6 protein-coding genes and 1 pseudogene are annotated in these 9,993 nt (G+C 38.7%); 3 read left to right on the forward strand and 4 right to left on the reverse strand.

Annotated elements, in window-relative coordinates:
• Positions 1-113, forward strand: a pseudogene (locus tag GNY06_RS15830) (IS982 family transposase); the annotation flags it as partial.
• 124 nt (positions 114-237) lie between these two features.
• Here GNY06_RS15830 and GNY06_RS13100 read toward each other — a convergent pair.
• The 3 genes from GNY06_RS13100 to GNY06_RS13110 form a co-directional block, all read right to left on the reverse strand.
• Complete coding sequence (locus GNY06_RS13100) at positions 238-741, reverse strand: acetone carboxylase subunit gamma (RefSeq protein WP_166520500.1); 504 nt, start codon at positions 739-741, stop codon at positions 238-240.
• A gap of 81 nt (positions 742-822) precedes the next feature.
• Positions 823-3,138, reverse strand: a complete 2,316-nt coding sequence (locus GNY06_RS13105) for a hydantoinase B/oxoprolinase family protein (protein WP_166520501.1) — start codon at positions 3,136-3,138, stop codon at positions 823-825.
• A 23-nt stretch (positions 3,139-3,161) separates the two neighbouring features.
• Complete coding sequence (locus GNY06_RS13110) at positions 3,162-5,390, reverse strand: hydantoinase/oxoprolinase family protein (protein ID WP_166520502.1); 2,229 nt, start codon at positions 5,388-5,390, stop codon at positions 3,162-3,164.
• Between the two features lie 226 nt (positions 5,391-5,616).
• Here GNY06_RS13110 and GNY06_RS13115 point away from each other — a divergent pair, with 226 nt between their 5' ends.
• Positions 5,617-7,569, forward strand: a complete 1,953-nt coding sequence (locus tag GNY06_RS13115; protein ID WP_166520504.1) for a sigma-54-dependent Fis family transcriptional regulator — start codon at positions 5,617-5,619, stop codon at positions 7,567-7,569.
• A gap of 395 nt (positions 7,570-7,964) precedes the next feature.
• Here the strand turns inward: GNY06_RS13115 and GNY06_RS14455 are convergent, their stop codons facing one another.
• Positions 7,965-8,333 carry a hypothetical protein gene (locus tag GNY06_RS14455; protein WP_244614449.1) on the reverse strand — a complete coding sequence of 123 codons (369 nt, stop codon included), beginning with the start codon at positions 8,331-8,333 and terminating at the stop codon, positions 7,965-7,967.
• An 816-nt stretch (positions 8,334-9,149) separates the two neighbouring features.
• Here GNY06_RS14455 and GNY06_RS13125 point away from each other — a divergent pair.
• Entirely contained in the window at positions 9,150-9,524 is a 375-nt protein-coding gene (locus GNY06_RS13125; protein WP_166520503.1) for a hypothetical protein, read from the forward strand.
• Positions 9,525-9,993 lie beyond the last annotated feature (469 nt).

Below are 9,993 nucleotides of genomic sequence, written 5' to 3' on the forward strand. Positions count from 1 at the left end.
TTGATGGCTTTAAGAACAGAATATTATCTAAGATAATGGCAATGACTGTTATACAATGCATTAATAAACTAAACAATAGAAATATTAACAACTTAAAAACTCGTATTGCTTAAATGCACCACGGGTTATATATATAATTTTAACTCTTGGAATAATCTTTTTAATATATTATGGGTAAAAAATAGATATAAGCTTTCCCGAATAAGCTTGGTACTTATTCGGGAAAGCTTATCAATACTAATTAGATCGCTCGGGAACCTCCATATTCACCCATTCCTTATAGAATGCCTCCACATCTGGAATCCAGTCGTGTATAACAGGGTACCAGGGAGTGGGAGCTTCTACATCCAATAGGGTTCCGCAGTCTGGGCAGTAATATTCCCTCAAGACTTGCCAGTCTGGGTGAGGAGACATAAGCTTGGGATAAATTTCCAGCATATCGGCTGGGGTTTCGCGTACGCGTATATTAGCGTTGAGCTTCCAGTTTGCGTTCCAAGCGCAGAATTCATGGCCGCAATCGCATTTAATCACCCATTCTTTGGTTTTAGCTTTTTGAACGATATAGAGATGGAGGCTGTAAGGAAGTACAATCTTGTCTTCCCAAGTTACTCTGGACTGCAGGATTTCAAGATAGATTCTAAAACGTTCTGCGTCTTTGGGCATCGAGAGCATACTGTGTAATGAAGGCCAATCTATTTTACCGTCGATCAACTCTTCGATTTTTGCTTTTTCGTAAAACATTCTTTTATTTTTTTATGAGCCTTTTCAGACTCGGTGAATAATTCTTTAGTTTCAGGGAAGAGTAGGGATATTTTAGCTTCACTACTCTTCTGTTAATATCACAGGGGTTACATCTGGTAGAAGTTCCATTCCTTCGCGATACTTACTGGCAAAGTGGGGTTGGTTTAATGATTCTTCATGGATATTCCAGTCTTCTGGCAGGTTCCAAAAGTTGCGAAATTCGTTAAGAAATTGCGAACTTAAACTGAAACTACTCGAATACATGGCCTGTACCTGTATAGAGGCTTCGCCCTTTAGAATACGGTTGCGTTCTGTTTTCATCCATTCTTTTACGGGAACAGATTTTGCCAGACGCTCTTTTCGAATTTGTTTGCGTTTATGGTCAGATGCAGGGGTATCTACATGCCAATTGTCTTCATTATCCTTACGGATGACTACACCGTGAATTTGTTCTACATATTGAGGCAGTACCAAACCTTCATTCAGATCGGTTTCAATTCTAGAATATTCTCTATCCAGCGGATCTCCGAATCCCGGTCCTCCTCTCAGGTAGTTTAAATAAAGATCATAATCTTCAAAAATGGTTTCGGTAGTAATTGCCTGTTGATCCCGCTTAATAGATTTAGCTTTCAAGACTTTTTCGTATTCGGGGTTTCCGGGATCTAAGTCGGAACCTGTAGGGAAAAGCTGTTTTTTTGTAATACGTTCTTTTAAATCCGTATCATGTGCCTCAAATCGGTAACCGGCAGCTGGGGGGTATCCGCCCATCAGTCCCCAGCATGAAGAAATATAGCCATTCCCCATAAAAAACATGGTCCAGTCTTTGGCTCCGTGTACCATGCGTAGGGTCTCGTAGCCATTACCACCGCGATATTTCCCAAATCCCCCGGTATTAGGTTTAATAGAACGGCCTAGGTACAATAGAGGTTCTGCCAATTCCCAAATTTCCATATCACCCATATCACCTTCGGGATTCCATATGGCCGCAGCATTTCCCAGTCCATCTTTTATAGCGGATGCTCCGGTTCCTTCAGCAGCACTTTCAAAGCTGTTTACAGCATGTATCTCATCATATTGGTTAAAACCGCCCCCTTGTAGCCAATTAGAGGTGTTGGCATTTCCCGCATTTACTTCTTCAAGATATCCGCGACTAAAATAAGCCCGACTCAATCCGCGCCATAGTCCACTCCACGCAGATACCAAAAAATGCCAGGAGTAGGAGTGAGCTGTTCTACGATCGTCAGGGTTCATCCACGAACCTTTAGGGAGTCGGAATTGAGTAGCATAATAGGCGCCGTCATTTATTCGTTCCGTAGGGATTAAGGTTTGAGTCATCATTACCCATATGCCGCTACTAAAAGATACTGGCTGTGCATTATAACTATGCCATCCCCAGCGGCTGCTGCCTTCAAAATCCAGTCTCCAGCTTCCATCTGCCTTAATCTCAATCTCGGATGGCGCATGCATAATAGTATCTACTTTAGCAAACGGAGGAACGGATACATCTTCATGTCGATAAGGAACATCCACAAAAGCCACTTGTTTGTATTTTCCAGGAATGGTCATCGCTTTGAGTCGATTGAGTAAGCCACGTCTGCCATCTTCTACCACTTCAAAGGCAAATGTAAGGTAAGTATCAAGACCTTCTTCGCGGATAACTTCAAGCACCAGATCACGTATCATATGGCATCCTGCTACTCGGGTACGCTCATCGAGAAGCCAAAAGCGAGTGGTTCTTACCGCGCGTTGACTTTCGTGCAGCCAATCTTTGAATAACTCATCATTGGCACCGGTTTTACGACAAGTAATCTGATATCCATCTCCGAAACGTTGCACAGGACCTACCGTCATTGATCCTGGACCTGTGGCTCCCGTATCAATAACGTGGGTAACGCCTCCTACCCATCCAATGAGTTTATTTTCCCAGAAAATAGGAACTATAGTGTGAATATCGCAGGGGTGTACATTCCCAAGTAGACAATCGTTGTTGGTGAATATATCGCCGTCGTTAATCTGTGGGTTTTGTTCCCAGCCATTTTCAATCATATACTTAATAGCTGCTCCCATGGTACCTACATGTATAATGATACCTGTGGAGGTAAGTAGGCTGTCGCCTACTGCATTGTACAGGGTAAAGCAGAGTTCTCCCTCCTGTTCTACAATAGGGCTGGCGGCAATCTTCTTTGAGGTTTCTCTGGCGTTGACGACTCCTGCCCTGAGGCGGCTGAATATCTTTTCAAATCGTATGGGTTGTTTTTCTTTCAGGGCCAATTCTTTTATTCCGGCGTAATAGCCTGTTTCCTTAGTTTTTTGGAGTATTTGTGATCGTTGCTCTTTTAGGCTAATATCACCTATGGCAATTCCTTTTTTTAATTTGTTGCTTTTTTTATTCGACATCTTTGATTTCTTTTTAAGGTGAATTATACTTGGGTAGGGGAGTTATTTAACCCTTCTTTACTTTTTTTAGCGGCTGCTTTGGCCTCTTCAGTTGTTTTAATCTGCTTGAGATGGAATAGTTTATGTGCATCCAAGTGGGTCTCATAGCCAAAAGGGACGACAAAGGTGGTGGCGTCAGATTCAATAATGGCCGGACCCACTATATGGTTCCCTGATTTTAAATCCTTCATGCTATAGAGGTTGGCCTCAAACCATTTCCCATGACGATAAAATGGTCGGGTCCCTACATAAGCTTTTTGTGCCGGGATTTTATCGGTGTAGGGATCATTTGGTATTTTGGGCTTGATAGCCGGCACAGTACCTCGCATAATAGCTCCGGTAATGCTAAAGCCAAGCTCTGGTGATTTGGCAGAACTCGCGTATACGCGGCTGTAGGTTTCTTCAAATGCTTGAGTAAGCCGGTTCCATTCTATTTCAGATACCGCTTGCTCAATCGAAATAGGAGAATCAATTTCTATATCATTTAGCTGACCTCGATATTGCATTCTGTAGCCGGGTCTCAGTATAATCTCTTCAGCCTTATGTCCGTTAATGGCAAATTCTTCCCTAACTTTTACAGCCAGTTCTTCCCATGCTAAGCGGATTTCCTTAATCGCCTTAACGGCAGCTTCTTTAGGCGCGAATTGGTCTAAGGCCAGGTCTAGGCTTTTATCGTATCGGTACTCGTAGTCGGCAGCCGCACAACCGAAGGCTGAAAAGCCAGCAGCCCATGCCGGCACAAGAATATCCTCAAAACCTAATCCTTCTGTATATCCATAAGTGTGTACCGGCCCAGCACCACCATAAGAGAAGCAAACAAAGTTGGCTGGAGAATATCCTTTTGCACTGATCATAGCTCTTAGATGGTCTCTTAATTGATTGTCCAATAACTCTATGACACCTGAAGCGGCATCTTCTACGCTCATGTCTAGAGGATCGGCAATTTGTTCCTTAATCGCCTTACGGCTTCGCTCTATATCCAGGTTAATTTGTCCACCTAGGAAATTGGCCGGATCCAGGTAACCCAAAACCAGGTGGCAATCAGATACGGTAACTGTATTTAAACCGCTTTCGGCCCAACATACGCCTACACGATACCCTGCGCTGTCTGGGCCTAAGGTAATAGACTTGGTATAAGGATCAATACGAATGAAACTGCCAGCACCGGCACCTACAGAATCCATGGCCACTAAGGGGAGGGAGAGGACCAAACGCGCCATATCGGGATCGTGTTGAATAGTAAATTCACCTTGTGTAATGAGTGCCATATCAAAACTAGTCCCTCCAATGTCGGTGCAGGCAATATTTTTATACCCCAGTTGTTCTCCTAAATATTTAGATCCGATCACTCCGCCTATAGGTCCCGAAACAATGGTGCGGGCTAGCTCTTTAGCTTTCCAAGAGATAGTACCTCCATGAGTGGCCATTACCCGAGGTTCAAATCTGGAGCCATACTTTTTAAATGCATGGTTTATTTTTTGGAGTGTTTTGCGAGAGGGCTCTGCAGCATATGCCTCTAGAATGGTGGTGTTCGTTCTATGTGTTTCTTTGCGTACCGGATAATAATCGGAAGAGGCAAAAACCGGGATATTAGCTTTTAGTCTTTTCAATTCTGAAAGTACAATATCCCTTACTTTGCGTTCGTTAGTAGGGTTTTTGTAAGAGTGAAGCAAACTGATAACAATGCCTTCTACATTAGCTTTTACCAGCTCTTTTGCGGCCTGCATTACATCGTTCTCATATACGGGGATTATTTCCTGACCAAATAGATTGGTGCGTTCGGTTACACCGTAGGTGAGTTTTCGGGGTACTATGGGAGCATCGTATCGGTGGGTATTTAAATGTAAACGGTCTTCATACGCATAACCTAAATACGATTGTATTGCTCTTCCCATACGGTGAAAATCTTCGCAGCCTTTGTTGACTATAAGCCCTATTTTTAAGCCTTTTCGCTGTACTACTCGATTAAGCAAGGCAGTACCTGAGTAGACGCAAGTATCCATTTGTGGAAATACGGACTCTACTTTCATTTCCCATAGCGCCAAGGCGTCTACCGAGGAATTTAGTAAACCTATTGATTCATCTTGGGGAGTGCTCTGTGCTTTACCTACAACAAAATCGCCCTCCTGATCTACAAAAAAAGTGTCTGTCATAGTTCCCCCCGCATCTATGCCGAGCACAGGCACATTTCTCTTTTGAACTTGTTTTGCCATATTTTTAAAATTTAAGATTATGGGAGCAAAGTCCAAGAGGATGCCATTTTACTTAATGTGTTGCTTAGTAGTGTTTTATATTTTTAAATCTTTCCGGTTATGTAACGTTAAGTGTATCATTTATGTAACTTGCTTACAAAAAACATTACAATAAAGCAAATTTAATACAGATGAATATTTATACATCAAGTATTTTTTATACTTTTACCATTAAGCATCCCTAGGTATGTTAAACTATTATGATGGAACAAATTACGAAGCTGTACACCCCTTACCTCGACTGGATTATTACCACAACGTAGAGGCGTTTATTAAAAAAAGTTGGGAAATGTATGTAATGACCGGGAATAAAAACCCGGGCATACGAACGCTTGTATCTGATTCATGGGAGCGTTGCCGGTTACGACATTCTTTGGTCACAGGTCTCCAGCAGGCTCCCGTGCAGCTTTCCTATCAACGTTTGCGAACCTTACGCGAAAAAAATGGATTGTTATTGAAAGTAGCAGTTCCCATTTTAAAAAATCTTTGTTTACAATTTAATATCCAGGGGCTCATTATAGCTCTTACGGATAATGATGGAGCGATTCTACATACAGAAGCCCTTACCGATACCATTCGGACTTTTGACAGGCTCAACTTTTCAACTGGTGCCATATGGTCGGAAGCCCATTGTGGAACCAATGCGATTGGGACTGCCCTAAAATCGGATGCGCCGGTAACCATTTTCAGCGCCGAACACTATTGTGAAGGCTGGCATCATTTGGTTTGTACTGCCGTGCCTATTAAGGATCCCTATACACAAACCGCTTTGTGTGTGATTGATTTAACGGGGCACAAAGAATTATTGGGAGCCCATAATTTTAGTGTAATAAATGCTACAAAAACCATTATTGAGCTCAGTTTGGAGCATGAATTTCGAAAGTGTGGAACAGTCTATCAAGTTTTGGAAGATAATAGCAAACCTATTGTTATCTTTAATCTAGAGGGGGAGATAACACGTTGCAATAGGCTGGCTCAGATCTTATTCCAAATTCGTGTTGGCATGAATTTTAGAATAAAATTTGGCTTACCGCCGAGGGGAGGCTCTATTGATAGTATGAAGACTATTTTACCCTATACCGAAGATAATAAGGATTGGGAAATCGTGATTACCGATCATACCTTAGATCACCAAATTTTAGGTGGAGTTGCTGTGTTTAGGTCAGTGTGTTGTAGAAAAATAGCCTTGAAAGGACATGTGAAGCAAGAATTCTTAGCTTTTTCATCTGCTTTAAAAGAGGTTCGCGAAATGGCAAGGCGTGCGGCTAAGTTTCAATTTCCCGTTTTGATTACAGGTCGTAGTGGTGTGGGCAAAGAGAGAATCGCTCACTTTGTCCACGAGCAATCTCCTCGTAAAAATCAAGCCTTTGTTCCAGTAAATTGTGGGGCTATATCAAAAGATCTTATTGCCAGTGAGTTGTTTGGGTACTTACCTGGAGCTTTTACTGGAGCTGATCCCAAGGGAAGAAAGGGTAAGTTTGTTGCTGCGGATTCGGGTACTCTTTTCTTAGATGAAATAGCAGAACTCCCCTTAGATATCCAACCCTACCTCCTCAGAATACTGGAAGAAAAAAAGGTGTACCCTTTAGGAGCTGATAAAGCCATCCCCCTTAATGTTAGGATAATTACGGCTACTAATAAAAATTTGGAAGAAGAAGTAGCGGCCGGGCGATTTAGAGTAGATTTATTTTATCGCCTTCAGGTGATTACTTTGAACATTCCTGATTTGAAAGACCGACCCGAGGATATATTGAATTTATTCCAATATTTCCTACAGCAACAAGAGGAGGAGCATATTTTGGTGACTCCGGAAGCCCAGCAAAAGCTGCTTGCATACCCTTGGCCGGGAAATGTGCGTGAACTGAAAAATGCAGCAGAACATGCTATATTTTCGCTTTATTCAGAACTTCAATTATTGCCGAAGCATCTTCCTATTAAAATTAAGGAATATGAACCTATGTCTTTCGAATCTCCTACAGACCCAGAGAATGTTTCTTATTCTTCTATCTTGGATAAACAACAGCAACTTGAACTCATAAAATCGGTTATTAAACAGACGGGAGGTAATATAAGTAGGGCTGCAACATTGCTAAAGCTTTCTCGAACCACACTTTATCGAAAACTGAGGCAGGGAAAGTAATATAAATAAGGTTTATTTCTTTCTTCAATGGACTCAGATCTTTCAACTATAAAAACTAAAGTCATAATGTTTTTACACTCGGTTCGCAGGATGTAAATAAAAATAATTCTTCGCAGTTACTATATCAGCCTGTTCAATTAATTGAGGCTATTTTTCCTTTGCATTTTATTTGAGAATAAAAGTAAAATTGAACTTTCAGCATCTGAAGTTGTTTAATCTTTTAATTTTCTAAGGAATAAAATAACAAAAGCAATATAATGCAAAGAATTCCACGTTATTACAGAAGTTTCAAATCGTATTAATAATGCTTTGAAACTATCCAACCAAGCATTAGCGCTCTCTATTGTAAATCTTCTTTTATACAATTTTTGAGCAAAATATTCTTCTTTTTCAGTTTATCCATGACGGGGATTATTTTTAATATTGGCTATTATTCCCTTCTGGTAGAGAAGATTCCTGAACTTCCCGCTGTCAAATCCTGCATCTTTATTTAAAAACAAGCCTTTATATTCTATAGCTGCCTTCTTCAAAAGATAAAGAATTTCTTCCATAGTATCCTCTATCTTGTAAACATCATGGTAATGTCCACTCATGGGCTCACTTAAGGAAAGTATTGGTCCCTGATTGTCACAAAGAAAAATACTATTGGTTATACCAGAAGGTTTTCTACTCTGATAACCAACAGATTCTCCGTCTCTTCTACTTCGGGTATGACTCCCATCTAACTGAATGTTTGACCTCTCTAACTTTCTTTTATTATTCATTAAAAGATTCTCTTAAAACTACCCTTTTTTCTCCGTTGGTTGAAATACTAGTAAATGAGCTGCCAACTGATTTTTTCATTTCCAAAATATTCTTTCAAACTCAATGATCTCCATTGGCAAACCGTTTTAAATGGTTTGACTATTAACAGCAATATTTTTTCTACATCAAATCTGCTTCGAAAGCTTCGTTTTCCCTTACTCAAATGCGGCAAAATCCATTTTATTAGTTATAATTTTCAGAAGGTTAAGAGTTTATTTGTTTGCAACTTCAGAATTCTTAATTTTTCTCCGAACTTTTTTAAAAGCTTAAACAGCTTCATACTTAAAAAGGCACTCCAAATAGAGTGCTTTGTCAGCTATAAATTGCTTAGTTTAGATCCGATTTGGTGATTCTCAAGGCTGTCCTCACGTTGCCTCTTTTTCCCTACTCACCGACACATCAAAGATATAAAAAACACTTTTATTTAAATTTTAAATAAAAGTGTTTAAATTTTTTTATTTTAGCAAAAATTTAAACACAATAGAATTATGAAATTAATTAAACAATCTTTGCTTTTGTTAAGCTTAACTCTTACTACTTCTGTATTTTTACATCCTGTAATAACGATGATGATTCTAGTAAAATAGAAACTTCGGATAATAAAACATTATTCACAAAAAAGATGTTAGATAATTATTTTAAAGATTAGGCAGGACTTTTAATAAATATTAAAAATACAACTTCCCCTAACAAGCATAATGAGTTAAATAAAAAAATGGAGTTTTTAAAAAATAAATATGATATTAATAAATATGATATCGCTGAAAATATTCAATTTGAATCAAAAAAATCAAAAAAATCAAAAAAATTATTTAGACCAAAACATTCAAGATGTCATAAATAATTCAAAAAATAATAAAGAAAGCATAATTAAAAATTTAGAAAATTATAAGTTAAATACAGAAATAAGTCCAAAAAATTACCTTGTAACATCAATTTTAATAGAAACATTAAAATTAGAAAATGATAAAGATATATTATATGGTTCTAGTAGAAGATCTAATGCAAAATGTGAATCTTCTACTATAGGTGGACTTATTGGAGGTGCTGGAGCTGGTGCATGGGGAGGACCTGCTGTTTGCGTAATAGGTGGTACTTTTGGGGCTATCGGAGGAGCTTTAGCAGGATGGGGAAATAATCCATCTTGTTAATTATGAAAAATAAAATTGTTAATTATGAAAAAAATAATATATAAATATCAATACATTTATGCATCTATTTTTTTAGGGCTAGCCATTGTTTTTAACATCAAGTATATACCTTTAATTCATCAAATAAATCCAGATAAACTTTTTTTATATATATTAGGTCTAATTTTTACTAATATTAGTTTATCTTTTGGATATCTATTTCCTATAAACAGATATCTATTATCTAAAAACAATATAAAATAAAAGTAAAGCCTGAGAATTTCTCAGGCTTTACTTTTATTAATTACCTCTTTATTCCTTCTCACTAACATACCAAAATAATTAAACTAATTTGTAAATAAATTTGGCATTGCTAATCAAATATAGATAGTGTTTTATTACGATGGTGCATTAAAAGAAGTATCGCTCATCTGAGCATTTCTATTTTTTTAGAATAGCATTTGGACTTTCTTCTCATTCTTGCTAAAAA

It is taken from the genome of Elizabethkingia argenteiflava (genome assembly GCF_009904105.1).
GTDB lineage: Bacteria > Bacteroidota > Bacteroidia > Flavobacteriales > Weeksellaceae > Elizabethkingia > Elizabethkingia argenteiflava.